Here is a 26,608-nt window from a genome sequence, read left to right on the forward strand (position 1 = left end):
TTCTTCTGTCCTTGAAGCGCGTATTCCATACAATGATTCAGCGCCCGAATCACACGCTAGTTGGGGCAACTACTTACGCCAGTAAGTAGTACCCGAGATAAACCCGAGGCAGGATGCCTGATGACCGTACACGACCCGCGATTCCAGGACCTCGAGCGCCTGGCCTTCCAGGTTTCCCCCGCGCCGCAGATGATCACCGGCCATCGGCGCATGCTCGACTGCAACCAGGCCTTCGTCCGCCTGTTCGGCTACGAGCGCGAGCATTTGCAGGGCCACCTGACCCTGCTGCTGTACCCCTCCCAGGCCGACTACCAGAGCATCGGCGAGCGCAGCGAGCACTGGCTGCGCAACGGCCCCGGCGCCTTCTACTCCGACGAGCGCTTCATGCAGCATCGCAACGGCGAGGTGTTCTGGGCCCGGGCCCACGGGTTTTCCCTGACGGTGGAAGACCCGTTCAAACTGATGGTCTGGCATTTCGAGCGCCTGGATCGCCAGCCGGCGCCGACCATCCAGCTGACTCCGCGCGAACGGGAGATTTCGCTGCATATCGTCAATGGCCTGACCTGCAAGGAAGTGGCGCGCAAGCTGGGCATTTCCCACCGCACCGTGGAAGTCCACCGCGCCCGGCTGATGAAGAAACTTCAGGCCAAGAACAGCGCAGAGCTGGTGTCGAAGATCATCTTCATCAGTTGAGCACCAGTGCAGGTCAGGTAAACTCGCGCTTTTTTGACCAAGAGCTTTTTTGCATGGATGCCCGTTTCTCGCTTTCATTAGCCCTGCCGCTCGCCCTCGCCGCCTGCAGCACCCCGCCCAAGCCGCAACCACCGGCCAAGCACCCTGGCCTTGAAGTGTTCGAACGAGTGATCAACGAATCGGCCGCGCCCGATTCGATCATCCGTCAAGGCGACCAGATCACCTACATGATCGCGCCCTCCGCGAGCAACCCCTGGGTCACCCGCTTTGACGCCTCCTGCAGCCAGCCCAGCGGCAGCATGTTCTATCCCACCAAACGGGGCATGCAGGCGTTTTCTGACAACGACGATTCCAGCAACCTTCCGCAACCACAGTTGCAGGTGCTGCAGCGCAGCGAACAACTCAAAAATGCCTGCGCCTATCGCGCCGTGCCTGACTGGCGAGCGCTGGACACCGCGCCAGTTCAAGACTGGCTGGTGTTGGACCGTAACAGCGCGATTCACGAGGATGGCGTACTCAAGATCTGGACGAGCATTCAACTTGCCAACTATCAAGCAGTCAAAGGGTACGGCCAGATTGCACAACTGCATGAGCGCCTGGCCATCGACTGCAAGCAGCGCACTTTCAAGCCGTTGAGCGACTTCAAGGTGGACGACAATGGCCGGGTGTACAACGGCAAGGTCAATCTGGACACCCCAATGATGCCGCAGGCACAGGCCGACAGCGGACAACAACGCCTGATCGAAGCTGCCTGCCAGCCCGCTGCCACCTGGGCCCAGATGGCGATGCCCCCTGTGCGCACGCCACTGCCGCCGCAGCTCGATACACCCAAGACGGCGCCAGCCGTGCTGGCGGCGATCAATACCCTGCAACTGCCCGAACCGCGCTTGACGCTACAGGCTTTGCACTATCGCTACGACGCCTTGGTGCTCAACGGCATGAAGATCACCGGCGTGCAGCGCAAGGACATCTTCAGCCGTGACCCGCATAGCGGCCAGCTGCTGCTGCAGCCAGTGGATTCGGTGCTGGGCACCAAGCTGCTGCTGACGTTCCGCGGCCTGATCGAGCTGGCCAACCGCTCGTTCGACCGCAACAACGGCAACCAGGTAGAAGACTCCTTGCACGTCATCGGCTTGAGCTTCACAGGCGACTGGCAACGCCTGCCGGAACACAGCGAAGTGGCCTATGACCTGGTCCAGGCCACCACCACGGGGCCTTTCACCACTACCGTCACCTGCAAGGTCGGCGCCGCGCTGCCAGCCAGTCAGATAAACCCCGCCTTGCAAGGCATGGCCAAGCCGCTGAGCTGTTCCAAGCACAAAACGGCTACTTCTGAATGGGCCGAGAGCTACCACTACCTCGAAGATTACGGGGTGTTTGTGCAGGCGGTGCAGAATAGCCCGTTGGGGCGCTGGACATGGCGAGTGGAGTCGGTTCTCTAAGACGGCTGTCATACCGTTAGCTGCCCTTTCAACCGAGCGTGTGCCATTGGCCGCCATGGGTCGGTTTCCACCCTTGTCGCGCAGGCATATTTCGTAAAGACCCTAATGAACACTCTGGGTTCAAATGTTATCGAGCGCATTGAGCGTTGCATTGGTAACGCGGGGTTTGCCCTCGATGCGGATGCTACTCATACAACACGGACAAATAAAAATTAAAATACCATTCCTTGCTTTACTCGGGGTGTTTTCACTCATTCAAACATCACCCGCCCTCGCGGATAATACCAATGGGAAAAGTCTCTATTTACAGAGATGTGCCGTGTGTCACGGAGCAGATATCAAGAGGACAGGGCCATTGGCCAATAAAAGCAATCCGCCAACCCCTGACCTTACAACATCGGCTTTCAAGAGGCGGCTGAGTGATTACCCGGGTGTTATTGTATCTTCCATAATACTTCGCCCCAATGGAAACTTAATTCCAAAGACGTTGCAGGAGAACGGTGTAAAGATACCGCCGCACGCCTGGAGTGTTAAGGACCTGCGCGATCTACATCAATACATGAGTGGTGTGATTTCAAAAACACGATGATCTTGAGATGAGCAGCAGGTGCACGTCATGTACCGGGTTCGTGGCTTGCCCGCGGGGGGGCTGAGCCCGAGGCTCGAAGGTGCAGCGATTGCCTGCATGGGAAGGTAGATTGGCGACGCAGGATTTTCTTCAACCTACCCATGGAAAATCCTGCCTACACCAATCGTAAGGTAGTGATCGCCGGAATGAGGGCCGCTGCGAACGCTACAGGCTCTCGTCGAGGAACTTGACCACGGTACCCATGCAGGCCACCCGCTCCTCCACATGGGGCATGTGGCTGGAGTTCTCGAACAATGCCCAGCGGATGCCCGGGATCAGGTCCAAGTACGGCTTGACCACCAGCGGCGTGGCTTCGTCATGGCGTCCTGATATCAGCAGGCTCGGCACGTTGATCTGCGGCAGGCGGTCGACGATGGTCCAGTCCTTGGTGCTGCCAATGATGTGGAACTCGTTGGGTCCGGTCATGGCGTGGTACACGGTCGGGTCGGCATCGACCTGGGCGAAGGTGCGGGCCACCTCATCCGGCCAGGGGTTCAGGCGGCACACGTGACGGTCGTAGAACACCCGGGTGGCGGCGATGTAGTCGGCGGCGGTGTAGTCGCCCACGGCTTCATGGCGCAACAGTGTGGCCTGAACATCTTCGGGCAGCCTCTCGCGCAGGCGGTTGGCCTCCCTGACCCAGGTGCGCATATCTGCCGGCGAGTTGGCGATCACCAGGCAACGCAGGCCCGCCGGGCGCTGCACCGCGTGCTCGCTGGCCAGCATGCCACCCCAGGACTGGCCCAGCAGGGCGTAGCGGTCGCTGATGCCCAGGTGCTCGAGCAGGTTGTCGAGCTCTTCCATGAACAGTTTCACCGTCCAGAACGACGACGGCATCTGCGGCAGGTGGGTCGAACGGCCGTTGCCCAGCTGGTCATAGTGGATGACCGGGTAGCCACCGGCCGCGACATCCTTGTAGGCATCGACATAATCGTAGGTGCAGCCCGGCCCGCCATGCAGGATGACCAGCGGAGTGCGACCACAATCCAGGTCACCCGTGACGCGGTACCAGGTCTGATAGTCGCCGAACGGGGCAAAACCTTCATGCGATTTGATGAGTTCCATTTCATCCGGCTCCGTGCGAATCGTGGAGCACACAATAGCCCTACGCACGACGAGGCATAACTAGAGAGTTCTCTAGGTTTTCGGATTTTTTACCACTCAATTGTCGAGCAGACGATAGTGCACCGCCCGGGCGACCGCCTGGACCCGGTTCTTCGCCCCCAGCTTGTGCATGGCCGACGTCAGGTGCAGGGAGACCGTGGCCAGCGAGCGAGTGAGCATCTCGGCGATCTGCGCCGCGGTCAGGCCTTCGGCAGCCCAGCGCAGGCACTCGAGCTCACGGCGGGTCAGGCGGATGGCGCGGCTGGCGGCCTCCTTGCCCAGCAAGGGATAGGCCGCCTCCTGCAAGGCATGGGCGATCAGGCTGAAGTCGGCGAGGTGTTCCCGGGCATCGTCCAGGTCACGCTGACTGGCCTGGGGACGCAGGCCGGTCAGGGTCGCCAGCCCACCGCGCGGCAGGTGGATGGGCACGGTGACGCCGCAGGCCAGCTGCGCATCGAGCAGGTAACCAACCACCGGCGCATGGCGGCGATCGATCAGGCGCTGCAGGACGGTCTCGCCCTTGGGCAGGTACGACCAGGCGAACGGCGCGATGGAGGAAACGGCCAATTGCTGCACCGGGTCGATCTGGTAGAAGCCATCGGAGCACCAGAGGTCCTGCCAATCCCTCGGGGTCTGGCGCAGCCTGACCACGGAGGGGGTGATCAACTCGCCGAGGTGATCCAGCGGCACCGGGCTGTAGTCGTACACGAGGGCATCGAAGCCCAGTTGCGCCGCCAGCTCGGCGACGCTGTCCATCTGTTCGTCCAGGTTACTGTCCGACGCCAGACGGGTATGGAGATCAGCCAGCTTGGCCTGCATTCCTTACACTCCCTGTGTATACCCTGTTGGATTTCCATCTTGAAGTCCGCCGAGTAGAATGCCACGGCTCGGCGCGGGACTGCCAGACAAAACCTATAAGAAATACTAGCTTGTAGGCGGCGCACTCTCCTGTGCAGGGTATAGCTGTAAGCCATGGCCAACAGGAGAGTAGCGATGTGGCGTGAGATGCAACCTGACCAGCAGTTCAACGTATCGGTCGATGGCCACAATCTCGTGGTGTACAGCTTTGGCGAAGGGGACGAGGTGCTGCTGTGCCTCAACGGCGGGCCGGGCCTGCCCTGCGACTACCTTCGCGATGCCCATGCCTGGCTCAAGGACAAGGGCATCCGCGTGGTCGCCTTCGACCAGTTGGGGACCGGCGCCTCCGACCGCCCCGACGACGACAGCCTGTGGAACATCACCCGCTACGTGGCCGAGGTCGAGCAGGTCCGCCAGGCCCTGGACCTGGGCCGCGTACACATGCTGGGACACTCCTGGGGCGGCTGGCTGGCGATCGAATACGCCATCCACCACCCGCAGTCGCTGAAAACCCTCATTCTGGAAAACACCGTCGGCGACATCCCGCACCTGATCAGCGAGCTGGAACGCCTGCGCAGTGCCCTGGGCAGCGAAACCGTGGCGATGATGCAGCGCTACGAGGCCCAGGGAAACCTCGACCATCCCCAGTACCAGGCAGCCATCACCCTGCTCAACTACCGTCACGTGTGCCGCCTCGACGAGTGGCCGGCGCCGGTCAATCGCTCGCTGGGCGACTGGAACATGGGCCCCTACACCACCATGCAGGGCCCCAACGAATTCCTCTATATCGGCAACCTCAAGGACTGGAACCGCCTGGAGCAAATGCGCGAGTTCCAGATGCCGGTCCTGATCACCACCGGCCAGCACGACGAACTGTCCCCCGCCTGCGCCCTGCGCATGAAACTGGCACTGCATGACCAGACCGAGCTGCACGTGTTCCCCAACAGCAGCCACATGCCGTTCTACGAAGAGCCGCAAGCCTACTTCCCGGTGTTGCTGGATTTCCTGCAGCGCAACCGGGGCTGATCGATGAACCTGGCACGCTACCGGTTCGTCTTGATCCGGCCGTTGCAACTGCTGCCGGTGCTGCTGGGTATCAGCATCATCACCTTCGTGCTGGTCCGTTCGATTCCGGGCGATCCGGCGCGGGTGCTGCTGGGTGCGCGCAGCACCCCGGATGCGATCCAGAAGATCCGTGCCCAGTTTGGCCTGGACGAGCCGATCTGGATGCAGTACCTGTACTTCCTGAAGAACCTGCTCAACGGCGACCTGGGCAAATCGCTGCTGTACAAGATCGAAGCCCTGCCCCTGATCGCCAGCCGCATCGAGCCCACCCTGATGCTGGTACTGGGCAGCGTGCTGCTGGCACTGCTCATCGCCGTGCCGCTAGCCACGCTTGCCGCCCGCAACAAGGGCGGCTGGACCGACAACCTGATCCGCCTGTTCACCACCGCCGGCCTGGGCCTGCCGGCCTTCTGGCTGGGCCTGATGCTGATCCTGCTGTTCAGCGTGCACTGGGGGCTGTTCCCGGTATCCGGTTATGGCCGGACCTGGGCCGACAAGCTGCATCACCTGGTGCTGCCCTGCCTGACCATCGCCCTGGCGCTCTCGGCGGTACTGGTGCGCAACCTGCGCGCCAGCATCCTGCTGGAGATGCAGGCCGACCACGTCACCGCGGCCCGCGCCCGCGGCCTTGGCGAAGGCGCGCTGCTGCGGCGCCACATCTTGCCCAACTCCATGGTGCCGACGATCAACCTGCTGGCGGTCAACATCGGCTGGCTGATCAGTGGCACCGTGGTAATCGAGAGCCTGTTCTCCCTGCCCGGCATCGGCCAGTTGCTGGTGCGCGGCATCTTCACCCGCGACTACATGGTGGTCCAGGGCGTGGCCATGGTGCTGGCCTGTGCCACGGTGGCGGTGAACTTCATCGCCGACGTGGCGACCACCGCCCTCGATCCGCGGGTGAAGATCCAATGAGCCACAGTCCCAGCCCCACGCGTTCCCTCCGTTGGCGCCTGGTCTGGAGCCTGCGCAACGGTCGTCTGACCCTGTACTGCGGCCTCGCCATCGTCCTCGGCTGGTGCCTGCTGGCGCTGTGCGCACCATGGATCGCGCCGTTCGACCCGCTGATGCAGAACGGCGAGCTGCGCCTGGCCGCCCCCAGCCTGGCGCACCCCTTCGGCACCGACAATTTCGGCCGCGACGTGCTGTCGCGAGTGATCTGGGGGGCGCGCATCGACTTGCAGATGGCCCTGATCGGGGTGATCTTTCCGTTCCTGCTGGGCACCTGCATCGGCGCCATTTCCGGCTACATCGGCGGCTTGCTGGACAACGCCTGCATGCGCCTGATCGACATCGTTCTGGCCTTCCCCTTCCTGGTGCTGATGCTGGCGATCATGGCCATTCTCGGCCCGGGCCTTGGCAGCTTCTATATCGCCATGGCCCTGGTCGGCTGGGTGTCCTATGCACGGCTGATCCGCTCACAGATCCTCGTGCTCAAGCAAAGCGACTTCGCCCTGGCCGCCAGGAGCCTGGGCTTCAGCCACCGGCGCACGCTGTTCGGCCACCTGCTGCCCAATGCCCTGTTCGGCTCGGTTGTGTTCTGCATGTCGGACGCGGTGCTGGTGCTGCTCAACGGCGCCGCCGTCAGCTACCTGGGCCTTGGCGTGCAGCCACCGACCCCGGAGTGGGGCTCGATGGTGGCCGAGGGCCAGAGCTTCATCACCATCGCCTGGTGGATCTGTACCTTCCCGGGCCTTGCCGTGGTGACCCTGGCCATGGGCTTCAGCCTGCTGGCCGATGGCGTCGCCGAACGCCTTGGAGACCGCTCATGAGCACACCGCTGCTGCAGGTCCGGGAGCTAAGCGTGATCGCCCGCAACGGCCTGCGCGAGATCACCCTGGTCGAGCGCCTGTCTTTCGACCTTGGCCAGGGCGAGATCCTCGGCCTGGTGGGCGAAAGCGGCTCGGGCAAGACCCTGGCCTGCCGTGCCCTCATGCGCCTGCTGCCCTCGCCGAACCTGCGGATCGAGGGCAAGGCCGTGCACCTGGCGGGCCACGACCTGCTGCAACTGGACGAGGCCGGCATGCGCCGCCTACGCGGACGCGAGCTGGGCATGATCTTCCAGAACCCCAGCAGCCACCTGGACCCGCTGATGCGCATCGGCGAGCAGATCGCCGAGGGCATCCGCCTGCACCAGGGCGCCTCGCGCCGCGAGGCTCGGGCCGAGGCCATCGAAGTGCTGCGCCAGGTCGGCATTCCCGATCCCAAATCCCGGGTGGACAACTACCCTCACGAGTTCTCCGGCGGCATGCGCCAGCGGGCGATGATCGCCGTGGCCCTGGGCTGCAACCCGAAAGTGCTGATCGCCGACGAGCCGACCACGGCCCTGGACGTCACCGTGCAGGCGCAGATCCTGCGCCTGCTGCTGGAGTTGCGTGACCGTCGCGGCTTGTCGATGATCCTGATCAGCCACGACCTGGGAGTGGTGGCGCAGACCTGCGACAGCATCGCCGTGATGTACGCCGGACGTCTCTGCGAGCACGGCGCCAAGCACCAGCTGCTGGCCCATCCACGCCACCCGTACAGTGCCGGGCTGCTGGCCTGCCACCCCGCGGCGCAACGCCAGGTGCGGCTGATGAACACCATTGCCGGGCAACCGCCCCTGCTCGATGCCCTGCCCCCGGGCTGTCGCTTCGAGCCGCGCTGCGCCCAGGCCCTGCCGAGGTGCCGGGAGCAACTGCCGGAGCTGCGTGAGAGCGGCCCCGGCCACCGCCTGGCCTGCCACACCCCGCTGCTGGCCGCAGGCCTGTCATGACCACGCTGTTGCAGGTCAAGGACCTGCATGTGCAGTTTTCCGCCGCCGGCGGCGGCCTGTTCGGCCTGCGCCCACGCAAAGTCAACGCGGTCAACGGCGCCTCGCTGACCCTCGCCGCCGGCCAGACCCTCGGCCTGGTGGGCGAATCGGGCTGCGGCAAGAGCACCCTGGCCCGGGCCATCCTGCAACTGAACCCGGTCACCGCCGGGCAAGTGGTGTTCGACGGCATCGACATGACCCAGGGCCGCAAGGTCGATATCGCCCGCCTGCGCCGCGAGACTGCGATGATCTTCCAGGACCCGTACAGCGCGCTCAATCCAGGCCAGCGCATCGGCCAGATCCTCGCCGAAGTCCTGCAGGTGCAGCGCAAGGTGCCCGCCGAGCGGATCCCGGCGCGGGTCGTCGAACTGCTCGAGCTGGTCGGCCTGCACCCCGAGATGGCCGAACGCAAGCCCGGCTCGCTCAGCGGCGGCCAGTGCCAACGGGTCGGCATCGCCCGAGCCCTGGCCATCGAGCCGCGGCTGATCGTCGCCGACGAATGCGTCGCCGCCCTGGACGTGTCGATCCAGGGGCAGATCATCAACCTGCTGCTGACGCTGCGCGAACGCATGGGCCTGGCGCTGCTGTTCATCACCCACGACCTGGGCGTGGTGCGCCGGCTGTGCGACCGGGTGGCGGTGATGTACCTGGGGCAGATCGTCGAGGAAGGCCCGGTGGACGAGGTGTTCGACGCGCCCCATCACCCCTACACCGCCGCGCTGATCCAGTCGATCGCCGACATCGACCCGGCCCGCCGCCTGCCAGAACGCCCCCTGGCCGGCGAGCCACCGAGCCCGCTGCACCTGCCGTCGGGTTGCGCCTTCCACCCACGCTGCCCGCAGGCGCTGCCCACCTGCAGCGAAACCGCGCCGCCCAGCCACTCACAGGGTGCCCGGCGCCATGCCTGCATCCATCCGCGACCGCCGTACTGACACAACAACCATGACCATCAAACGGAGCTTGAGCATGAAACCCACAGCATTGAAGCTACTCACCGCCGCCGTCCTGGCCGCCAGCACCCTGGCCACCGGCACAACCCTGGCAGCCGGCGTGCTGACCATCGGCTGCCGTGAGGAGAGCACTACCTTCGACCCGATCAAGAGCGCACAGAACCGCGACAGCTGGGTCTTCGCCAACGTCTACGACGTGCTGATCCGGGTCGACAACAGCGGCACCCGGCTGGTCCCGGGGCTGGCCGAAAGCTGGAAGGTCTCCGACGACGGCCTGACCTACACCTTCAAGATCCGCGAAGCCAAGTTCTCCGATGGCTCGCCACTGAGCGCCAGCGATGCGGCGTTCTCCCTGCTGCGCATCCGCGACAACCCCGGCTCGCTGTGGGCCGACTCCTACAAGATCATCGACAAGGCCGACGCCCCGGACGACCGCACCCTGGTGGTGACCCTGAAGAGCAAGTCGGTGCCGTTCCTCTCGCAACTGGCCACCGCCAACGTCTCGATCCTGTCGAAAAAAGCCATGGACGCGATCGGCGAGGACGCCTACGCCCAGGAGCCGGTGACCTCCGGTGCCTTCAAGGTCAAGGAGTGGCTGCGCGGTGACCGGGTGATCCTGGAAAAGAACCCGCACTTCTGGGAGGCCGACAAGGTCAGCCTGGATGGCGTGGAGTGGATCTCCATCCCCGACGACAACACCCGCATGCTCAAGGTCCAGGCCGGCGAACTGGACTCGGCGATCTTCGTGCCCTTCTCCCGTGTCGATACCCTGCGCAAGGACCCGAGCCTGACCATTCACATCGACCCGTCGACCCGTGAGGACCACCTGCTGATCAACCACGAGAAGGGGTTGCTGGGGCAGGTCGAGGTGCGCGAGGCTATCGACCTGGCGATCGACAAGAAGGCCCTGGTGGACACCGTGACCTTCGGCCATGGCGACGTGGCCTATTCGTACATTCCCAAGGGCGCGCTCTATCACAACGCCAACAACCTACAACGCCCCTTCGACCCGGCCAAGGCCCGCGAGCTGCTGAAGAAGGCTGGCGCCGAGGGGCTCAAGGTCAACTATGTCGTCAACGCCGGCAACGAGGCCGACGAGCAGATCGCCGTGCTGGTGCAGAAGCAGTTGGCCGATGTCGGCATCACCGCCAACCTGCAGAAGGTCGACCCGACCCAGAGCTGGCAGATGCTGGTCGATGGCGATTACGACCTGTCGGTGATGTACTGGACCAACGACGTGCTGGACCCGGACCAGAAGACCACCTTCGTGCTCGGTCACGACACCAACATGAACTACATGACCCGCTACCACAACGACAAGGTCAAGGACCTGGTGGCCGCGGCCCGGGTGGAGATCGACCCGAGCAAACGCAAGCAGATTTACCAGGAACTACAGAAGCAGGCCAAACAGGATGTCCATTGGATCGATCTGTACTACAGCCCCTACATCAATATTTCGCGCAGCAATATCCAGAACTTCCTGCAAAACCCGCTGGGGCGCTTCACCCTGGAAGAGACAGTGAAACTGGAAGCAGGTGAAAAGACCGCGCAAAACTGAAGCCGCCAATGCTGGGGCTTGCAACCGTCACGGTGTTGGCTGTCCGCAAGGTCATCGGACCTGCTCAGGTGGTGGCCAGGGTGTTGGAGTGTGCTATTGCTCGGCACCTGCAGCCGCCCTGGTCAGCTCGTGTCGGTGATGATTGATCCAATCCAGTTTCGCTGTTGACGTGTGCCACGCTATAACCGGCCCTGGACAGACGACGACAGCACAGTAGTCGCCTATCCAGCGCGCTGGGCGCGTTCCGATTCATCCAGATGCTCTAGCAGCATCGCTATCGTCGTGTCCCGCAGCTTGATTGCCGCCGTCCAGTCCGGCCCTTGCGCCAACAGCGGCGAGCAGACGTTGACGTGAATTGCACCGTAACGCGGGAACCACTGACCGTCGCGCAGCACCCGGCGCGTGCCGCGGATTGCGACCGGCAGCAGCGGCACGCCGGTACGCGCGGCGAGCACGAAGGCACCCATATGGAACGTTCGCAAGCCTGGCTCGCGGGTGAAGGTTCCCTCGGGGAAGAACACCAGCGGCTGGCCAGCCTCTAGCGCCTCGGCCAGGTGCCCGGTGTCCGCGGCGCTGCGCTGCAGGTCGAAGCGTTCGACGAAGCGGGCACCGAGCTTGCGCAGGAACCGGCCGGCGATCCACTGTCCAGCCAGTTCGCGCTTGGCAACGAAGCTGAATCGCGGCGGCAGGGCCGCGCAGAGCATGACGCCGTCGAGGTAGCTGGTATGGTTTACCGCCAGCACGCTCGCCCCAGACTCAGGCAGGTGCTCCAGCCCTGTGACGCTGAACGGCACACCCGTCAACCACACGAACAGCCGTGCGGCCGCGCGGGTAAAGCTGCGGCACCAACGCTGGCGCGGCAGGAGCGCGACGCCCAGCCAGGTCAGTGGGGTGACCAACCAGAACAGCAGCCAGATGTAAGCGGCATATAGCGCCGCGCGGCTGCTCCGCCAACTGCGACGGAAATGCCCGCGTACGGCCTGCAGCACCAGGCGCAGCAGCTGGCGCCACACAGCGAGGTGTGGCCGGCCTACTTCACCGCGCTCATACAGTTCGCGACTGGCAGCACGGCGAATCTTGCCGCTGGAGGTTTTCAGTACGCTATGCGGCGGTGCCAGCACGATATCGTCGGGCGACACCCCGGTGAGGTCGACCACGATGCGGTTGACCTCCTGCTGCAGGCGTTGCCGCGCGGCAGCTTCCTTCTCGTAGCTTTCGGCCAACACCACCAGGCGCTCGGTGCCGGTGGCCGGGTCAGGACTGCCGAACACCGCAATGCAGCCTTTGCGCAGACCGGGCAAGTTGCCGACCGCCGCTTCGACATCGTAGGGGTAGATGTTGCGCCCGGCCCGAATGATCAGATCCTTGGCGCGGCCGGTCAGGTAGACCTCACCAGCGGCCATGTAGGCGAAGTCGAGCGAGTCGATCCAGCCATCGCGCAACACCCGGCGGGTCTCTTCGGGGTTACGGTAATAGCCTGCGGTGGTAGATGGCCCAGTGAATTGCAGGTGACCTTCGCTGCGCTCGGGGAGCTCGACCCCGCGACCATCGACGATACGAATCTGATGCCCCGGCAACGGCCGGCCGCTGGAGACAAAGCGCAGCGTTGCGCTGGCGTCCGCTTCGGCGGGCAGTGCAGTGCCACGGGTCTGGAACGCCTCTCGCTGCACCCGGTCGATCAGCGGCCCTCGGCCCAGGGGAGGAAAGGCTACGCCCAACGTGGCCTCGGCCAGCCCATAGACAGGCGTCAACGCAGTGGGCGCCAGGCCGTAGCGTACGAAGCGCTCGGTAAAGCGCTGCAAGGTATCCGGGCTGACCGGTTCGGCACCGTTGAAGGCCAGCCGCCAACTGCTCAGGTTCAGGCCCTCGAGGTCACTGTCAGCGAGTTTGTTCAGGCACAGTTCGTAGGCGAAATTGGGCGCCGCCGACAAGGTGCCGCGCAAGCTATCGATGGCCCTTAGCCAACGCTCCGGCCGTGCCAGGAAAGCCAGCGGTGACATCAGCACCAGGTTGTAGCCGTAATACAGGCTGCCCAGCCAGGCACCGATCAAGCCCATGTCGTGGTACATGGGCAGCCAGCTGACGAACACGTCCTGCGGGCCCACCTTCAGCGCCCTGCCCATGGCGCGCAGATTGGCCAGCAGATTGGCATGGCTGACCATCACGCCCTTGGGCTGGCCAGTGCTACCCGAGGTGTACTGCAGGAAGGCGATGTCATCCGGTTGCCGCAACGGTGTGACACACTCGCCCCCCTCGCCCGTCAACTCGGCCACGCTGGCGATACGGACCAGGCTCGGGACCTGCGGCCGGAGCAGGCGGGCGAGCAGCTTCGCTTGCGTCACGGTAATCAGCACTTTGGCCTCGGCGTTGTGCAGGATGCCGGCCTGGCGGCGCAGATGCTCCTCTATCTGCGACAGGCGCAGAGGCGGGTAGATGGGCACCGGCACCCCACCGGCCAACAGGATGCCGAGAAAACCCTGGAGAAAGTCGCGGCCTGTGGGCAGCATCAGGGCCACGGTCTGACCGGCCCGCAAGCCACTGCGTTGCAGCCCTGCGGCAACGGCCAGGGCGCCCTGGTGCAAGGCGCCATAGCTGATCGCTTCCTGCTGGTCACCTTCACCTAGCAGGCGTACGTGGAGATGCTGCGGCTGATGACGCACATGCCAGTCCAGTACCTCGATCAGGGTCCGCGCGGCGTCCGGCGTCTGCACCGTTGCTGTCAGGGCTTCGCTAGCGTCACTGGCGGGCAACGGACGGACGGCCTCGGCGCCATGACTGCTGTGCAGCACGCGCAGTACATCGGCGGGGGTGTCCGCCGAGGCGAACAGGTGTTCTGGCAAACGCACACCGAATTCGTGCTCGATACGTGACCACAGTTCGACTCGAGCCAGGCTGTCGACGCCCAGGTCCCGGTCCAGCACGCTGTGCAAGGTAACGTGCACCCCTTCTGCCGCTTGCGGGTGCAGCTCGACCACGGTGCGCTGGACAATTTCGAGCAATTTTTCCGCGCCCCCATCGTAATGGGGAACGGCGCGGGGGTCTGGAGGCGGACGAGACATCGGCGGCCCCTCATGACAGGAAACTCTGCGTGTAAATCCTTGCCAATTGCCATTATACGCTCGCAGGAAGGGTGGGCCAGGGCTAGGCTCAATACCAGTCGGTTAAGGACGTTGAGACGAACATTGCACCTGTGGCGAGGGCTTTACCCTCGCCACAGCCCTGTAGAGGGATCGCCATGCCAGCCAGCCTTGCCCCCGGAGTGACACGCCGAGAACTCTGGGCCTGGGCGATGTTTGATTTCGCCAACTCCGGCTACACGACGGTGGTGATCACCGCCGTGTTCAACGCCTACTTCGTCGCCGTGGTCGCCAAAGGCGAAGCCTGGGGTACGCTGGCCTGGACCAGCGCCATAGCCCTCTCTTACGCCCTGATCATCCTGAGCGCGCCGCTGGTTGGCGCCTATGCCGACGCCTTCGCCTGCAAGAAACGCCTGCTGCTGTTCAGTACCGTCGGTTGTGTCGTATTTACCGCTGGACTCGCGCTGGCAGGACCCGGGGAACTCGGTGTCGCGATCCTTTTCATCGTGCTATCCAACTTCTGCTTCGGCAGCGGCGAAAACCTGATCGCCGCCTTCCTGCCCGAACTCGCCCGTGTGGAGGCCTTGGGCAAGGTGTCCGGCTGGGGCTGGGGATTCGGCTATATCGGTGGCCTGTTCAGCCTGGGCGCCTGCCTGGCCTTCGTCAGCTGGGCCCAGGCACAGGGCCAGACTGCGGCGCAGTTCGTGCCGGTGTGCATGCTGATCACCGCGTCCTTGTTCGCCGTCGCCAGCCTGCCGACCTTCCTGTTCCTGCGCGAACGCAGCCAGCCGCAGCCCGTGTGCGGCGACATGCCTGTCGCGCAAGCGGTGCTGGCGCGCTTCGCGCAGACGCTACGCGAAGCCGGGCGCTATCGCGACCTGCTGCGCTTTCTTGCCTGCACGGTCTGCTACCAGGCCGGTATCTCGGCCGTGATCACCCTGGCTGCCATCTATGCCAATCAGGTCATGGGCTTCAGTACCCAAGACACGCTGCTGCTGATACTAGTGGTGAATATCACGGCCTCCATCGGTGCAGTGCTGTTCGGTTGGCTGCAGGACCGCCTCGGTCATCGTGCCACCCTGGCGCTGACCTTGCTGGGCTGGCTGGGCATGGTCGCTCTGGTCTGGGTCGCGCGCGGCCCCGGGCTGTTCTGGCTGGCCGCCAACCTTGCCGGTCTGTGCATGGGCGCCAGCCAATCGGCCGGACGGGCGATAGTCGGCCTGCTTGCGCCGCCGACACGGCTGGCGGAGTTCTTCGGCCTCTGGGGGCTGGCGGTCAAACTGTCGGCAATCCTCGGCCCGATGACTTACGGCCTGACCAGTTGGCTGTCCGCAGGCGATCACCGCCTGGCGATGCTGATTACTGGCAGCTATTTCGTCGTCGGTCTGCTGATCCTGGCGGGAGTCGACCTGAAGCGCGGGCGACAGGTCGCTGTCAGCCGTACCGAACGTCTCGACACGTGAGCGTGTGATGGAGAACTCATTGCGTATAAAGAACCAACTCGCTCCTGAATGTCGGCTCGGTTGTTGCTTCGACACTTTTCAATAAGCATCATCGGGGTTCGACAAGGAGACGTCCCCATGACCAAACCAGTGCTTCATCTCATGTCAGGCAAGATTGCTTCCGGCAAATCAACGCTGGCCAAAAGCTTGGCAGCCGAACGATCCGCAATCCTGCTGAGTGAGGATCATTGGCTCTCACGGCTTTACCCTGATCAGATCAAGTCAGTGACCGATTATGTGCGCCTTGCACGCCAGATGCGGGAAGTACTGGGCCCGCTCGTCATCGATGTCCTGAAGGCTGGCGTGACTGTGGTTTTGGATTTTCCCGCTAATACTCCTCAAGATCGACAATGGTTGCGTGACTTGGCTGATGCAGCCGAGGTTTCTCATTGTGTCCATTACATCGAGGTGGACGATGACACCTGTCGAGACAGGTTGCATCTTCGCAACAACCGCGCCGAACATGAGTTTGCGGCGACTGACGCGGAGTTCGATCTGATCACTAGCTACTTTCGCGCCCCGGATGAGGGTGAGGGGCTCCAGATTGAAGTTCATCGTCTTTGACGGGCAGTAACATCGTGAGGCTGGGTTATCTGAAATGCCCGTTTTTGGGGCAGCTTTGGATCGAAAGCATCACTCGCAAACGACAGCTAACGACCCAAAGCGGTCAAGCAACCTGTGTACCTTAATCGCTGCCGGAGGCTGCGCTGGCCAACAAATGCGCCGAAGATTTCTGGCGTAGTTGATCTCCAAATGATTCCTGACATTTGCCGGAAGCCTCACTTATTCAGCTTGCTGAAACGTTTCTGTAAGTCTATAAAAAGGCACAACTCCAAGAAAGGCTGCTGCCATGTCCCCCCTCAAACTCTTCGTTGCTCTCAGCGCCCTGTCCGCGGCCTCCCACGCCATGGCCTGGGATTACGTCCTGCTCGACACCGACAAAGCCGCCCAGCACTGGCAGATCACTAGCCAGCTACTTGGCGTAAAAACCGATAAGCCCTTCAGCGTTACCCTGCGCACCTTGCACGGAGGTCGGCAGGAGGGTGTCAGCATTGTCGACATCGATAACGGTACGATGAAACTTTCGGTAGTGCCGACTCGCGGAATGAACGTCTTGCAGGCCTCGGTCGGTAATGTGCGCATGGGCTGGGATTCGCCGGTCAAGGAAGTGGTCAACCCGTCCTTCATCGAACTCAATGGGCGCAATGGTCTAGGCTGGCTGGAAGGTTTCAACGAGCTGGTCGCCCGCTGCGGTTACGAATGGGTCGGCCACCCCGGCGTCGACAACGGCGAACTGCTGACCCTGCACGGCCGGGCCGCCAACATTCCTGCGAACAAAGTCACCCTGCACATCGATGAGAAACCACCGTACGCCATCACCTTGCGTGGCGAACTGAAAGAGCAGGTATTCAAGAAGGTCGACTTCTCCGTCGCTACCGAAGTGGTCACCGAACCCGGCAGCGTGGGGTTCACCCTCAACGACACCCTAACCAACAACGGCGACTATCCGAAGGAATACCAGGCGCTGTATCACAGCAACTTCAGCACCCCGTTCCTGGAACAGGACGCTCGTTTCGCCGCGCCGGTAAAACAGGTGTCGCCGTTCAACGACAAGGCCAGGGGCGATCTGCCCGACTGGCAAGTCTACCGCGCACCCACCAAGGACTATGACGAAACGGTGTATAACGTGGTGCCGTATGCCGATGCCAAGGGCGATACGTTGGCCGTGTTGTATAACAAGGCAGGCAGCCTGGGCGTTTCAGTCGGTTTCAATACTCGGACACTGCCCGTGTTTTCCCTGTGGAAAAATACCGATACCCAAGGCCAGGGCTATGTCACAGGGCTGGAGCCAGGAACGAGTTTTTCCTACAACCGCCGTTACCAGCGGCCACTGAACCTGGTGCCGACAATCGGGCCGAAGGAACACAGGCAGTTCCACATCAGCTACAGCTTATTGACGGATAAGGCGGCTGTGGACAAGGCCTTGAAACAGGTGGGCGAGATCCAGGGTGGGCGCGAAACCGAGGTGCGGCAGACGCCGCTGGTTGATCTGACCAAGGGGTAACGCCGGCCAGATGGGTCAATAGCAGCCGTTCGCGACAGACGGCTCTCGACCCATAGCTGACAGCGTCGACCGGTTGAATCCACTGCCAGAAGCGGACAAAGCCGTGGCAAATGGATGGCATGGGCCTGCTATGCTAAGTCCTCGCAAGTTATTGTGCTTGCCGTCACCAATAAGCATGTCAGTAATCAGGATTGTCACATGCATCACATCATCGGTTTATATACCTCGAAAAAAACAGAGCAATTGTGGCAGCTAGACCCTCAAGACCAAATTGTTTTCAGATCTGATTGCTTTCATTCGTCTGGTTATTTTTACCTGATAGCACCTGCTTTTGAACGATATGCTCAAAGAGATGCAGGGATGAGCATTACGTCAATAAACGTAAAATTCTGCCTCAGAAGTGACGATCTAAATAACGCTTTGGAAATTCTGAACAACTTCGAAATGCAGCTGTATCGGCGTCCCACAAGCTGGCGGGAATATCTAGGTGAAGTTCAGTATCCCAGGCAACCACGGCGGCCGATTCAACCGCTGTTATTCAGGGGGCGGCTATCTCGGCTTATCCACAAGCTGCGAACGTTAGTGGTTAAAGCTCAAGCCCTGGATGCGGGCCTTGTGTACGGGAATGGGGTCTGTTACCGCTCTCTGCGCGGTATAAAATTGCCGCCTGGTACTGTTGTGTATTCTTAGAACCTGGTTAACGGTACAAACCATTTTTTTCGCTCGGGACGGGATAGAACTCGCCCCTCAATCAAACCAGAATATTGGCTACGGAAAATTGACATGGAAAAGCTAAGTAATGACTTCAGCGGGGCACTCCGAACGTTTGCGTACTTCATGGCAAGTGGTACCCACTACATGCTAAAAAACGTGGAGTACCTGGATATTTATGGGTCAGAGCCAAGTGCAATTGAGATGGTGTTCGCGATATTTGCGAACGTGATAGAGATGGACAATGAAGGCAATGTACTCAATTTCACCCACGCCCAAAGGAGAGCGACTGACTACCTAAGATCCTACTGCGACCCATCTTTCAAAGTGACGCCACCTTTTGAAGACTGGGAAACCGAACTTTATGGGCCGCCCTCACTCGGACGCTAAGAACGGGTTAAGTCTATTGCGATAAAAACACCTATTGGAAATTTCTCACTTTTTACTGAACGACCGCATTTGGCCGTTTACTGCCCTTCGCAACAGGCAGCAAACGACCCTTAACGACCCGTCGCAGCGTCTATAAAACCGGGTCTACTGAAGTCCGTGACGGTACCAGCGCTATTCGTCCACGCTGACGCCCGATCCCCCTAATTCGCTAGGGACATCCCTCAGTTTGGGCAACCCGTCTTTGATCCGCAGCCTGGTCTCCTGATAGTGGACGTGAACGCCTGGCGAATACGCGAAATCCGGGATGACTGCGGCATACACGTCGATGAGCCCCATCCCCGGGTGTTCGGTGAAAATATGCCCGCCGCAACGCTTGCACCATTTGCGAGAACTCTGCGGTGTCTTGTTGTAGGTGCCAATGTTGTCAGCCCCCCGCGTTACTTGCACCGCCTCGGGTTTCCACAGCGTGAAGGCATTGACCGGCGCTGCTGACCAATGTCGGCACGACTCGCAATGGCAATAGCCCATTGCCGCTGGCTCACCGCTGACGGTGAACTCGACTGCGCCGCAAAAACAACTGCCCTTGTAAGACTTTTGAATGCTCATGACATGACTCCTTGATCAGTTGTTACACACATCGCTGAGGTTGGAATGGACCGCCAGGGGGGCGGTTGGCTTCATCCGTCGATGAAGCGCACCGCTGTCGCCGGCGCGCGGCGCACCTGCAATTGGAAAATGTCAGGGCGCGCATAGTGACCGGTGACGTCAAGCGTCCGCCGCGCTGGCGCCACGAGTGACACGTCGATGTCTGCATACAGAATGCCTGCCTCTCGGTGTAATGGACCGGCTGTGATCCGGCCTTGCGGGTTGACCACCACCGAGTCGCCGTCGTTGATCCACTCTTGCGGATCGGGAAACAGTTGCATGCGCGCCGGAAAGTCATCAGGAATGTCACTGCCGCGCAACGCGGTGCCACTGCCGAGCACCCAGCATCGACCTTCGAGTGCAATGTGACGCATCGTGCTGATCCAGCCCTCGCCGGCGTCGTACGTGGGCGCGACGTAGATTTCCACGCCTTGGGCATACAATGTATAGCGCGCCAAGGGCATGTAGTTTTCCCAGCAGATGAGCGTACCAATGCGCCCGACGGGTGTATCGACCGTACGCAACCCGGACGCATCACCGAAACCATGGACCATGCGCTCGGGGTTCGTGGGCATCAGCTTGCGATGCCGGTTGAGCACTTCGCCGTTCGCACCGATAACGACTACGCTGTTGAAGAGCGTGCCGCCGCCATTACGCCGCTCGCATTCATTGATGCCGCATACGATGGTCACGGCATGGGCGCTGGCGGCCTCGCACAATTCGTTCAGGTCACCGTTGGCGATATCAACGGCGTTGGCCAGCAGACGCGTGTGCAACTGCCCCATCAAGGCCCCGTCCTTTCCCGCCGCCAGCCGCCAGATCCACGACGGGTAACCTGGAATGAACGATTCGGGTAAAACAATCAACGCGGCTCCGGCCGCCGCAGCCTCAGCAACTGATTGCACGGCTCGAGCGATCGTCGCGCTGCGATCGAGCAGCACGGGCGGCCGCTGAATGATGGCTATCATGGTCATGGCGTTCTCCTCGGGCGGTGGCTTTCGCAGGTTTCAGCGTGCACCTGGTGAAGTCGCGAGGCTAGTTCAGAATCTGAAGCGTTGTAGTTGCGGAGTACAGGCGATGGACGAAAGCTACGGTCAGTTCTGCACGGTCGCGCGCGGCGCTGAAGCACTGTGCGAGCGCTGGACGCCTTTGGTCGTGCGCGAGCTGCTATGCGGCAGCAAGCGCTTCAATGAACTGCACCGCGGCGTACCACGGATGTCCACCAGCTTGCTGGCACAGCGGCTGCGCCACTTGGAAGATATCGGTGTCGTACATCGCACAGCCACAGGCAAAGTCTGGGAGTACAGCCTGACCGAGGCAGGCGAGGCATTGCGCCCCATCATAATGGCGCTAGGCCATTGGGGCGCCCGTTGGATAGGTAGTCGTCTTCGCGATGACGAGCTCGACGCGGGCCTGCTCATGTGGGACGTGCGCCGGTTCGCGCGCATCGAGATGTTCCCGTCCCGACCGGTGGTCATTCACTTCAGGTTCCGCGACGCGCGGTCCGGCGAGCAAGCGTGGTGGCTGGTGGTCGAACAGGGTGTGGCAGATCTGTGCCGCGACGACCCCGGACGCGAACTCACGCTCGTCGTGGACTCTAGCGTGCGTGCATTGACCGAGGTGTGGACTGGCGACCGTACACCAAGGGAGGTTCTTCAGTCGCAAGAGCTGCGTGTGGACGGCGCTGTGCAGGATGCGCAAAACTTGTGGCGCTGGCTTGGCACAAGTGCGTTCGCCGGTACTCGGAGCGCTGCAATCCAGCCTTTGCAATAGCCATCGAGGAACGTACGCGTTCGACCGTCCGCTTTGAGCTGTGGATTCAACCGGTGAATGCAACACACTGGGGGCAGGTCTACCCTGCTCTCTCAGGCCGAACGCTTTGCGCTCAAAATACCCGACAAACATTGTTGCCCACTGCCTATAATTGATCAGCACCGGGGCACACCCGGGTACAGCTCTCTTCGGCGGTCCGGACAACCTTTGATATGAACAGCACCGCTTTCACCACCTGCCTGCTCGCCCTCTGCCTGGCGCTGCTGCCCGGCTGCTCGAGCAAACCCAAAGCCTCCTACCAGGCCGCCAACGCAGGGTCCAACTGCCACGCCAAAGCCGTGCCCAGCGCGGGTGAAGGCGGGCTGGCCTGGGGCGCGACCTTGCAGATCGCCCGGCAAAAATCCATAAACAACTGCATGCGCTATGCCGGGCGCTCGGGCGGCCTGCCGGCGACCTGCAAGGTGGTGCTGGCCGAGTGCAAGCGCTAGCCGAACCCAGCCTATGAGCAAAGCGCTATATTAATTTTTATATAGCGTTGTCAATTTCCACGCCTGCCTCTAGTATCTGCGGCGTTCTGCCGATGCGCGTGCCTGCTTGACCGATACGACCTGACTGCCCCGGGGAGGGAGCCGTCGGCCGTTTTGCGCCATGCGCTATATAACAAAATATATAACGATACCGATAAAGGAGCGCCATGAAGCCGTTCGCCCCGCCTACCCTGCTGCTCGCCCTGGCTGCCATCAGTGCCCAGGCCGCCCTGGCAGAGCAGAAAAAAACCTTCAGTCTCGGCGAAATCCAGATTGGCGCCCCGCAGGATGATGCCCTGGCAACCGGCAGCAGCGTCGTCGAGCTCCAAGACATGCGCCTGCACGACCGTGAAACCGTCGACCGCGCCCTGGCCCTGGCGCCCGGGGTGAACCTCGCCTACATGGGCGGGCGCGCCGAGCAGGTGGTGTACGTGCGTGGTTTTGACCGTCTGCAGGTACCGGTCTATATCGACGGCATCCCCACCTACGTACCCTACGACGGCAATATCGACCTGGGCCGCTTCACCACCTACGACCTGTCGCGCATCGAGGTGGCCAAGGGCTTTGCCTCATTGCTGTACGGCCCAAACACCCTGGGCGGTGCGATCAACCTGATTACCCGGCGGCCCACCGAGGCCTTCGAAGGTGAAGTGGGCGGCGGCCTGGAGCTGACCGACCACGGCAACGTCAACGCCTACCGCAGCTATGCCAACCTCGGCTCCAACCAGGGTGCCTGGTGGATGCAGGGCGGCGTGTCCTATGTTGACTATGACTACACGATGCTGCCGGACGACTTCGAGCCGAGCAACAATCAGCAAGGCAACGGCCGCCGCGAAAACAGCAACAAGCGTGACGGCAAGTCCAGCTTCAAACTCGGTTTTACCCCCAACGACACCGACGAGTACGTGCTCGGCTATGTCCAGCAGCAAGGCCGCAAGGGCCAGCCGCCCTACGCCGGCGACCTGCCTGCAAGCGGCCAACGCAAGCGCTGGTGGGAGTGGCCGCAATGGGACAAGACCAGCCTGTTCCTGGCCACCAACACCCGCTTCGGCGAGCACGGCCTGAAAACCCGGGTGTACCGCGACACCTTCAAGAACTCGCTGGAAAGCTTCGTCTACAACAACGGCAACCCTGGCGCGATGCAGCCTGGTTTTCCGAGCAAGTACGACGATGAGTCCACCGGCTTCTCGGTCGAAGGCGACCTGGCCCTGAGCCAAAGCAATCGCCTGGGCATCGCCTATCACTTCAAGGAAGACCTGCACCGCTCCCACGATGGCAGCGACCCGCAAACGCACTTTCGCGACCAGACCCAGTCCATCGCCCTGGAAGACACCCTGCGCCTGAACGAGATTTTCAGCGTGGTCGGCGGCGTCTCGTACAACTACCGCAAAAGCCTGGAGGCCGAGAACTTCGGCACCAACGCCGCGTCGCCGAGGGTCAAGACCCTGTATGACGAACCCACCGGCAGCGATGATGCGCTCAACAGCCAGTTGGGCCTGTTCATGAACACCGGCCCGCTGCTGAACATCGATCACAACGGCCAGGTGCGCCTGACCGTGGCGCGCAAGAGCCGCTTTGCGACCATCAAGGATCGCTACTCGACGCGCTTTGGCACGGTCATCCCCAGCCCCGACCTGAAATCCGAACGCGCCACCCATTACGAGCTGGGCTACAGCGGTGCGCTGGCGGCGCACTGGGCCCTGGATGCGGCGCTGTTCGTCAGTAACATCGAAGATTCCATCCAGCAGGTCACCGTCGCCCCGGTAGCCGGTTGCGCAGCACCGTGCGGGCAATACCAGAACATCGCCAAGGCGCGTAACCAGGGCGTTGAACTGGGCCTGCGCGGTGACCTGGGCAACTGGGAATTGAACACCAGCTACACCTACCTCGATCGCGAAAACCGCAGCAACCCCGAGTTGCGCCCGATCGACACACCGCGCCACAACCTGTTCGCCTCGGCCAGCCTGAACCTCGATGCCTGGCGCCACACCGCCGGCGTCGAAGCCGCGTCGCGGCGCTACAACCTGTCTGATGGCAGCCAGATGAGCGGCGGTTACGCGGTGTACAACCTCAAGAGCGGCTACCGCTTCAGCAATGACCTGCGCATCGAGGCGGGCGTGCGCAACCTGTTCGACCGTCTTTATGCATACAGCGAGGGGTATCCGGAAATTGGCCGCAACTACTTCGTACAGTTCAATGTGCCGCTGTAAGGCGTGGCTGCTGGCGCTGGTGCTGGGCTCGGCCAGCACACAAGCCGCAGCGCCGCAGCCGGTGGTGGTGTTGACCAGCTACCCCGAGGAGATGATGACGCGCTTCGAAGAGGCCTTCGAGCGCGCCAACCCCGGCTATCGCCTGCAGATCCTCTGGCGCCAGGGCTTCGATGCCCTGCCCTATTTGCGTCAAGCGGATCAAGGCGGTGTCGATGTGTACTGGGCGCCGTCACCGGGCAACTTCAGCCGATTGGCCAAGGATGCTGGCTGGCAGCCGCTGGGTGTCGACCTGCAAGGTTTGCCGCCACGCCTGGGTGGCATCGCCCTGCGCGATCGCGATGCGTGCTACCAGGCCACGGAACTCGCCGGTTACGGCTTTGCCATCAACCCGGGCGAATTGCACTCGCTGGGCCTGCGCGCCCCACGGGACTGGCCGGACCTGCTCGATGCCCGCCTGCGCGGGCGCATCGCCCTGCCCGACCCGGCCCAGGTCGGCTTTGCCCCGGTGCTGCTGGACATCGTTCTGCAGGCCTACGGCTGGGATAAGGGCTGGGCACTGTGGAGCGAGCTCGCCGGGCAATCGCGGCTGGTCAGCCGCGGCGGCACCCTGGTCAGTGACGAGGTGGCCAGCGGGCGCTCGGTGGTGGGGGTGTCGATCGACTTCTTCGTTGCCTCGGCGGTCAGCAACGGCCAGCCGGTCGAGTTCGTCTATCCCACCCATGGCGGCCTCAACCCGGCGCATATCGCCATCACCCGGACCGCCAAGCAGGTCGAGGGCGCCAGGGCCTTCGTGCGCTTTGTGTTGTCGCCCGAGGGGCAAACCCTGCTGGCCGATCCGGACATTCGCAAACTGCCGGTGCGCCCCGGCGTCTATGCGCAACTGCCGGCGGATTATCACGACCCCTTTGCCGCTGCACGCCAAGGTAGCTATGCCTACGCGAACGACAGTTCGCGCGAACGCCTGGCGCTGATCACCTCACTGTTTGAGCAATGGCTCGGCCAGCCCCATGAGCAACTCAGCGCCTTGTGGGCGCGGGTGCATGCCGGTGAAGCCCAGGGCCGTGACCTGACCGCCGTGCGCGAGTTCCTCAGCGTGCCGCCCATCGACGAGGATCAAGCCACCTCAGCCACGCTGCTGGCGCTGTTTGGCCAACGCCAGGATCACGGCATGCTGCGCCAGCCGGTCAGCGATCAGGATGCGCTGGGCCGTGAGGAAATCGCCTGGCAGTTCCATAGCGCCAGGCAACAGGCGCAAGCCGAGCGCCTGCTTGCGGCCATGGGCCTGTGAAGCGCTGCGGTCTCTGGCTGCTGTTTGGCGCGCTGCTGAGCCTGAACGCAAGCGCCGAGCCTGCCGCCATCACCCGTGAGGCCTTCGCCCAACCCTTGCCAGGCCTGGATGACCCGCAGCAACGGGAGCGTTTCTTCCACGGCCGCAGCCTGTTCCGCCAGGCCTGGGTGATCACCCCCTCGCGGGACGAAGCGGTCGATGGCCTGGGGCCGTTGTACAACCGCATCAGTTGCATTGCCTGCCACCCGAAAAATGGTCGCGGGCAGGCACCTGCCAGCGAACACGAACCGCTGCGCACGCTGCTGGTCCGCCTCTCGCTGCCCGGGCGCGACGTCCATGGCGGGCCACTGCCGCATCCGGCCTATGGCGATCAGCTCAACGAGTCGGGGATTCCCGGTGTGGCCGGTGAAGGCCGGGCGCATGTCCGCTGGCAAGAGCAGTTTGTGACCCTGGCGGATGCTGAGCGCATCGGCCTGCGTTCGCCACGGCTGAGCTTCAGCGAGCTGAGCTATGGTCCGTTGGATAACGTGTACACCTCGATGCGGGTCGGCTCACCGGTGTTCGGCCTGGGCCTGCTCGAAGCCATCGAGGCCAGCACCCTGCGAGCGCTGGCCGACGCCCCCAAGCCTGATGGCGTGAAGGGCCGCGTCAACCAGGTGTGGAGCGTCGAGCGCCAACGCCTTGAGCCCGGGCGCTTCGGCCTCAAATCCAACCAGCCGGACCTGCGTCAGCAGATTGCCAGCGCCCTGCACGGTGATCTGGGGATTACCTCGGCGCTGTACCCTGAACAGAACTGCACGGCGTTGCAACAGGACTGTCGCCAGGCGGTCAGTGGCGGTGAGCCGGAGCTCGATGCCGTGCAACTGGGCGACCTGCACTTCTACCTGGCGCATCTGGCGCCACCGCCGCGGCGAGGCCTGGACAATCCCGAGGTGCAGCGTGGCGAGCGGCTGTTCAATGAAGCGGGATGCACCCAGTGCCACCGCCCGCACCTGAGCACAGGGCAGCATCCGCTGTACCCGCTGTTGTCAGCGCGCCAGATCGAGCCCTACAGCGACCTGTTGCTGCATGACATGGGCCCGGGCCTGGCCGATGGCCGTGACGATTACCTGGCCACCGGCCGCGAGTGGCGTACCCCGCCGCTGTGGGGGCTGGGGCTGATCGAGCGGATCAACCCTGGCGCCGGCTACCTGCATGACGGCCGCGCGCGTACGCTTGAGGAGGCGGTGTTGTGGCATGGCGGTGAAGGGGCTGTGGCGCGGGAGCGGTTCAAGGCGCTGCTGGCTGAGGATCGCCGGGCGTTGCGAGCGTTTTTGCGGTCGCTGTAATTT

Annotated in this window: 23 protein-coding genes; 18 read left to right on the forward strand and 5 right to left on the reverse strand. The window is 62.7% G+C overall.

Translation table 11 applies throughout. The features are described from left to right. The first annotated feature begins 120 nt into the window (after window positions 1-120). From KHO53_RS24925 to KHO53_RS24935, 3 genes are all read left to right on the forward strand, one after another. Entirely contained in the window at window positions 121-693 is a 573-nt protein-coding gene (locus KHO53_RS24925; RefSeq protein ID WP_036995119.1) for a LuxR C-terminal-related transcriptional regulator, read from the forward strand. 53 nt (window positions 694-746) lie between these two features. Then, window positions 747-2,135 (forward strand): hypothetical protein, encoded by a 1,389-nt coding sequence (locus tag KHO53_RS24930; RefSeq protein ID WP_213571165.1) that lies wholly within the window; start codon window positions 747-749, stop codon window positions 2,133-2,135. Window positions 2,136-2,316: 181 nt separating this feature from the next. Further along, complete coding sequence (locus tag KHO53_RS24935; RefSeq protein ID WP_213571286.1) at window positions 2,317-2,724, forward strand: c-type cytochrome; 408 nt, start codon at window positions 2,317-2,319, stop codon at window positions 2,722-2,724. A gap of 204 nt (window positions 2,725-2,928) precedes the next feature. Here the strand turns inward: KHO53_RS24935 and KHO53_RS24940 are convergent, their stop codons facing one another. Continuing rightward, on the reverse strand, window positions 2,929-3,828 hold the full coding sequence (locus tag KHO53_RS24940; RefSeq protein WP_010223566.1) for a proline iminopeptidase-family hydrolase: 900 nt from the start codon (window positions 3,826-3,828) through the stop codon (window positions 2,929-2,931). Between the two features lie 96 nt (window positions 3,829-3,924). Beyond that, a complete protein-coding gene (locus tag KHO53_RS24945) occupies window positions 3,925-4,686 on the reverse strand; it encodes a LuxR family transcriptional regulator (RefSeq protein WP_010223567.1) in 762 nt (253 codons plus the stop codon). Between the two features lie 174 nt (window positions 4,687-4,860). On the opposite strand from KHO53_RS24945, the gene KHO53_RS24950 reads away from it, so the two are divergent. From KHO53_RS24950 to KHO53_RS24975, 6 genes are read left to right on the forward strand one after another with little or no spacing between them, the layout of a single operon-like run. Then, window positions 4,861-5,751, forward strand: a complete 891-nt coding sequence (locus KHO53_RS24950) for a proline iminopeptidase-family hydrolase (protein WP_010223568.1) — start codon at window positions 4,861-4,863, stop codon at window positions 5,749-5,751. A gap of 3 nt (window positions 5,752-5,754) precedes the next feature. Next, entirely contained in the window at window positions 5,755-6,702 is a 948-nt protein-coding gene (locus tag KHO53_RS24955; RefSeq protein ID WP_213571167.1) for an ABC transporter permease, read from the forward strand. Further along, the gene (locus KHO53_RS24960) at window positions 6,699-7,559 is read left to right on the forward strand and encodes an ABC transporter permease (RefSeq protein ID WP_010223570.1); all 861 of its coding nucleotides are present in this window, start codon (window positions 6,699-6,701) and stop codon (window positions 7,557-7,559) included. Before KHO53_RS24955 ends, KHO53_RS24960 begins: the two co-directional genes overlap by 4 nt. Then, the gene (locus tag KHO53_RS24965; protein WP_036995126.1) at window positions 7,556-8,542 is read left to right on the forward strand and encodes an ABC transporter ATP-binding protein; all 987 of its coding nucleotides are present in this window, start codon (window positions 7,556-7,558) and stop codon (window positions 8,540-8,542) included. Before KHO53_RS24960 ends, KHO53_RS24965 begins: the two co-directional genes overlap by 4 nt. Next, window positions 8,539-9,513, forward strand: coding sequence for an ABC transporter ATP-binding protein (locus KHO53_RS24970; RefSeq protein ID WP_010223573.1), 975 nt, complete (start codon window positions 8,539-8,541; stop codon window positions 9,511-9,513). The genes KHO53_RS24965 and KHO53_RS24970 overlap by 4 nt, the downstream gene beginning before the upstream one ends. 34 nt (window positions 9,514-9,547) lie before the next feature. After that, the gene (locus tag KHO53_RS24975; protein ID WP_010223575.1) at window positions 9,548-11,089 is read left to right on the forward strand and encodes an ABC transporter substrate-binding protein; all 1,542 of its coding nucleotides are present in this window, start codon (window positions 9,548-9,550) and stop codon (window positions 11,087-11,089) included. Window positions 11,090-11,310: 221 nt separating this feature from the next. Here the strand turns inward: KHO53_RS24975 and KHO53_RS24980 are convergent, their stop codons facing one another. Continuing rightward, window positions 11,311-14,148 carry an AMP-binding protein gene (locus KHO53_RS24980; RefSeq protein WP_249684655.1) on the reverse strand — a complete coding sequence of 946 codons (2,838 nt, stop codon included), beginning with the start codon at window positions 14,146-14,148 and terminating at the stop codon, window positions 11,311-11,313. 176 nt (window positions 14,149-14,324) lie between these two features. On the opposite strand from KHO53_RS24980, the gene KHO53_RS24985 reads away from it, so the two are divergent. The 4 genes from KHO53_RS24985 (at window position 14,325) to KHO53_RS25000 (ending at window position 18,834) form a co-directional block, all read left to right on the forward strand. Continuing rightward, window positions 14,325-15,629 (forward strand): MFS transporter, encoded by a 1,305-nt coding sequence (locus KHO53_RS24985; protein WP_036995130.1) that lies wholly within the window; start codon window positions 14,325-14,327, stop codon window positions 15,627-15,629. Between the two features lie 117 nt (window positions 15,630-15,746). Then, window positions 15,747-16,232 carry a P-loop nucleotide/nucleoside kinase family protein gene (locus KHO53_RS24990; protein ID WP_010223580.1) on the forward strand — a complete coding sequence of 162 codons (486 nt, stop codon included), beginning with the start codon at window positions 15,747-15,749 and terminating at the stop codon, window positions 16,230-16,232. Window positions 16,233-16,518: 286 nt separating this feature from the next. After that, entirely contained in the window at window positions 16,519-17,733 is a 1,215-nt protein-coding gene (locus KHO53_RS24995; protein ID WP_159388755.1) for an aldose 1-epimerase family protein, read from the forward strand. A gap of 783 nt (window positions 17,734-18,516) precedes the next feature. After that, complete coding sequence (locus KHO53_RS25000) at window positions 18,517-18,834, forward strand: DUF7677 family protein (protein WP_010223582.1); 318 nt, start codon at window positions 18,517-18,519, stop codon at window positions 18,832-18,834. Window positions 18,835-19,005: 171 nt separating this feature from the next. On the opposite strand, the gene KHO53_RS25005 is transcribed toward KHO53_RS25000, so the two are convergent. Then, window positions 19,006-19,440 (reverse strand): GFA family protein, encoded by a 435-nt coding sequence (locus KHO53_RS25005; protein WP_010223583.1) that lies wholly within the window; start codon window positions 19,438-19,440, stop codon window positions 19,006-19,008. 71 nt (window positions 19,441-19,511) lie between these two features. Continuing rightward, complete coding sequence (locus tag KHO53_RS25010; protein ID WP_213571169.1) at window positions 19,512-20,453, reverse strand: carbon-nitrogen hydrolase family protein; 942 nt, start codon at window positions 20,451-20,453, stop codon at window positions 19,512-19,514. Between the two features lie 103 nt (window positions 20,454-20,556). Between KHO53_RS25010 and KHO53_RS25015 the strand changes: the two genes are divergently transcribed. The 5 genes from KHO53_RS25015 (at window position 20,557) to KHO53_RS25035 (ending at window position 26,605) form a co-directional block, all read left to right on the forward strand. Further along, window positions 20,557-21,252 (forward strand): winged helix-turn-helix transcriptional regulator, encoded by a 696-nt coding sequence (locus tag KHO53_RS25015; protein WP_100783387.1) that lies wholly within the window; start codon window positions 20,557-20,559, stop codon window positions 21,250-21,252. 212 nt (window positions 21,253-21,464) lie between these two features. Further along, window positions 21,465-21,740 (forward strand): hypothetical protein, encoded by a 276-nt coding sequence (locus KHO53_RS25020; RefSeq protein ID WP_213571171.1) that lies wholly within the window; start codon window positions 21,465-21,467, stop codon window positions 21,738-21,740. A 206-nt stretch (window positions 21,741-21,946) separates the two neighbouring features. Beyond that, window positions 21,947-23,989: a TonB-dependent receptor plug domain-containing protein gene (locus KHO53_RS25025; RefSeq protein ID WP_213571173.1), complete on the forward strand. Its 2,043-nt coding sequence runs from the start codon at window positions 21,947-21,949 to the stop codon at window positions 23,987-23,989. Then, on the forward strand, window positions 23,976-25,277 hold the full coding sequence (locus KHO53_RS25030; RefSeq protein WP_213571175.1) for an ABC transporter substrate-binding protein: 1,302 nt from the start codon (window positions 23,976-23,978) through the stop codon (window positions 25,275-25,277). The genes KHO53_RS25025 and KHO53_RS25030 overlap by 14 nt, the downstream gene beginning before the upstream one ends. Continuing rightward, window positions 25,274-26,605, forward strand: coding sequence for a di-heme oxidoreductase family protein (locus KHO53_RS25035; protein WP_213571177.1), 1,332 nt, complete (start codon window positions 25,274-25,276; stop codon window positions 26,603-26,605). The genes KHO53_RS25030 and KHO53_RS25035 overlap by 4 nt, the downstream gene beginning before the upstream one ends. Window positions 26,606-26,608 lie beyond the last annotated feature (3 nt).

The organism is Pseudomonas sp. RC2C2 (assembly GCF_018390435.1).
Classification (GTDB): domain Bacteria; phylum Pseudomonadota; class Gammaproteobacteria; order Pseudomonadales; family Pseudomonadaceae; genus Aquipseudomonas; species Aquipseudomonas donghuensis.

Bases quoted from the DNA above. Each gene is read 5' to 3' on its own strand.
- KHO53_RS24955 (WP_213571167.1), top strand. From the start codon at position 5,755: ATGAACCTGGCACGCTACCGGTTCGTCTTGATCCGGCCGTTGCAACTG.
- KHO53_RS24990 (WP_010223580.1), top strand. From the start codon at position 15,747: ATGACCAAACCAGTGCTTCATCTCATGTCAGGCAAGATTGCTTCCGGC.
- KHO53_RS24985 (WP_036995130.1), top strand. From the start codon at position 14,325: ATGCCAGCCAGCCTTGCCCCCGGAGTGACACGCCGAGAACTCTGGGCC.
- KHO53_RS24935 (WP_213571286.1), top strand. From the start codon at position 2,317: ATGCTACTCATACAACACGGACAAATAAAAATTAAAATACCATTCCTT.
- KHO53_RS24960 (WP_010223570.1), top strand. From the start codon at position 6,699: ATGAGCCACAGTCCCAGCCCCACGCGTTCCCTCCGTTGGCGCCTGGTC.
- KHO53_RS25025 (WP_213571173.1), top strand. From the start codon at position 21,947: ATGAAGCCGTTCGCCCCGCCTACCCTGCTGCTCGCCCTGGCTGCCATC.
- KHO53_RS25000 (WP_010223582.1), top strand. From the start codon at position 18,517: ATGGAAAAGCTAAGTAATGACTTCAGCGGGGCACTCCGAACGTTTGCG.
- KHO53_RS24965 (WP_036995126.1), top strand. From the start codon at position 7,556: ATGAGCACACCGCTGCTGCAGGTCCGGGAGCTAAGCGTGATCGCCCGC.
- KHO53_RS25020 (WP_213571171.1), top strand. From the start codon at position 21,465: ATGAACAGCACCGCTTTCACCACCTGCCTGCTCGCCCTCTGCCTGGCG.
- KHO53_RS24970 (WP_010223573.1), top strand. From the start codon at position 8,539: ATGACCACGCTGTTGCAGGTCAAGGACCTGCATGTGCAGTTTTCCGCC.
- KHO53_RS25010 (WP_213571169.1), bottom strand. From the start codon at position 20,453: ATGACCATGATAGCCATCATTCAGCGGCCGCCCGTGCTGCTCGATCGC.
- KHO53_RS24995 (WP_159388755.1), top strand. From the start codon at position 16,519: ATGTCCCCCCTCAAACTCTTCGTTGCTCTCAGCGCCCTGTCCGCGGCC.
- KHO53_RS24945 (WP_010223567.1), bottom strand. From the start codon at position 4,686: ATGCAGGCCAAGCTGGCTGATCTCCATACCCGTCTGGCGTCGGACAGT.
- KHO53_RS24980 (WP_249684655.1), bottom strand. From the start codon at position 14,148: ATGTCTCGTCCGCCTCCAGACCCCCGCGCCGTTCCCCATTACGATGGG.
- KHO53_RS24925 (WP_036995119.1), top strand. From the start codon at position 121: ATGACCGTACACGACCCGCGATTCCAGGACCTCGAGCGCCTGGCCTTC.
- KHO53_RS24950 (WP_010223568.1), top strand. From the start codon at position 4,861: ATGTGGCGTGAGATGCAACCTGACCAGCAGTTCAACGTATCGGTCGAT.
- KHO53_RS25005 (WP_010223583.1), bottom strand. From the start codon at position 19,440: ATGAGCATTCAAAAGTCTTACAAGGGCAGTTGTTTTTGCGGCGCAGTC.
- KHO53_RS24940 (WP_010223566.1), bottom strand. From the start codon at position 3,828: ATGGAACTCATCAAATCGCATGAAGGTTTTGCCCCGTTCGGCGACTAT.
- KHO53_RS24930 (WP_213571165.1), top strand. From the start codon at position 747: ATGGATGCCCGTTTCTCGCTTTCATTAGCCCTGCCGCTCGCCCTCGCC.
- KHO53_RS24975 (WP_010223575.1), top strand. From the start codon at position 9,548: ATGAAACCCACAGCATTGAAGCTACTCACCGCCGCCGTCCTGGCCGCC.
- KHO53_RS25030 (WP_213571175.1), top strand. From the start codon at position 23,976: ATGTGCCGCTGTAAGGCGTGGCTGCTGGCGCTGGTGCTGGGCTCGGCC.
- KHO53_RS25015 (WP_100783387.1), top strand. From the start codon at position 20,557: ATGGACGAAAGCTACGGTCAGTTCTGCACGGTCGCGCGCGGCGCTGAA.